Raw genomic sequence first — 1,477 nt, 5'->3', positions numbered from 1 at the left:
CTACACGCGCACCGACTTCACCGCGTTGCGCGCGTTTGTGCAGCGGATTCCCGCATCGACCATCGCGCGCTTGTATTACGACGCGGAGTTTGCCCCGCACGCCACCACGCCCGATGCGATGGAGCGCTATTTGCGCACCATGCGCGACGATCTGGTGACGCTCGCGCTGCGCCATGGGTCGGCCGCGCTCGCCGATCACCTGACGGCATCGATCAAGCAGCACGGCAGCGCAAAACTCACCGCCGTCACCCTGCGCATGGTCGAACAGGCGTCGACGTTGGCGGTGGCCGTGCCGTCGGGCGCTCACCCGGTGCACCTGTGGTTTAGGCCGTTGATCGCGCGGCGGCTGACGGGGGAGGGCATCGCGACCCTCGGGGCGCTGATCGAGTACTGCAATGCACGCGGCGGCAGCTGGTGGCGCTCCGTGCCACGCATCGGCGCGTTGCGGGCGAAAGCATTGGTCGCCTGGCTGCGTCGGCATGAGGCCACCCTCGGCATGCGCCTCGACGTCGATGTGGCGGACATTGATACTCGAGAACTGGTGCCGTCGAGCCAGGCCGAGGCTACTGTCGTGATCGGTGGCACTCCCCACGCGCCGCGCCTCGCGCCCTTCGAGCGGCTCGCGGTGCCCACTGCATTGTCGGGTGCGATTGGACCCGCGAGTGGACCCTCAAATGGACCTGTGATTGGAACTGGAAATGTTCCTTACGCGGGTTCAAATCGGGCGACGTCGTTCGCATTCATCCGTGCGCCGCACGATCTCGCCGCGATTCACGCGTACCTGCACCGCTATCGCGACCGGCCGACGACCCTGCGCGCGTACACGCGCGAACTCGAACGCCTGATACTGTGGGCCGTGATTGTGCGCGACACGCCGGTGTCGTCGATGACGGTCGAGGATTGTGAGGCGTATAAAGACTTCCTCGCGAAGCCGGCGCCCTCATTCGTGGGCCCGAAACAGTCACGCGCGAGCGGTCGCTGGCGGCCCTTTGCGCCCGAGGGACTGTCCGCCGGCAGTCAGGCGTATGCGGTGCGAGTGCTGCGCGCGGCGTTCGCGTGGCTCACCGAGGTCCGCTATCTGGCGGGAAATCCCTGGAGTGCGGTACACGACCCGGTGACCATCACGCGCGAAGTCGCAGTACAAGTCGAGCGTGCCTTGCCGCCCAAGCTATGGACCGAGTTGCGCCGTGCGTTGGATGAGCGCTGCGTCGGGACACTTCCGGATCAGGACGAGGCCGAAACTCGGCAGTGGCGCACCGCGCGCGCGGCGATCCTGCTGATGGGCGATTCGGGGCTGCGGCGCGACGAAGCGGCGCACGCGCGGCGGGAAGCTCTGCGCCCCTACGTGGGCCAATCCGTCCGCCCCTCGCCGCAATCGCCCCAAGGTTCAAACGGCCCGCCGGTGTGGGCTCTGACGGTGATTGGCAAACGGCGCAAGCAGCGCACCGTGCCGGTCAGTGCGGCGACGGTCGCTGCC

Annotated in this window: 1 protein-coding gene; it reads left to right on the top strand. The window is 67.6% G+C overall.

The window, feature by feature from the left end; translation table 11 throughout:
- Window positions 1-1,477: site-specific integrase (locus AWB68_RS44820; protein WP_087650443.1), on the top strand; the 1,477-nt coding region annotated here is incomplete at both ends.

The sequence above is a fragment of the Caballeronia choica genome, assembly GCF_001544535.1.
Lineage (GTDB): Bacteria > Pseudomonadota > Gammaproteobacteria > Burkholderiales > Burkholderiaceae > Caballeronia > Caballeronia choica.
Note: the sequence above shows the minus strand (reverse complement) of the source record. Positions and strands in the feature narration are given on the sequence as shown.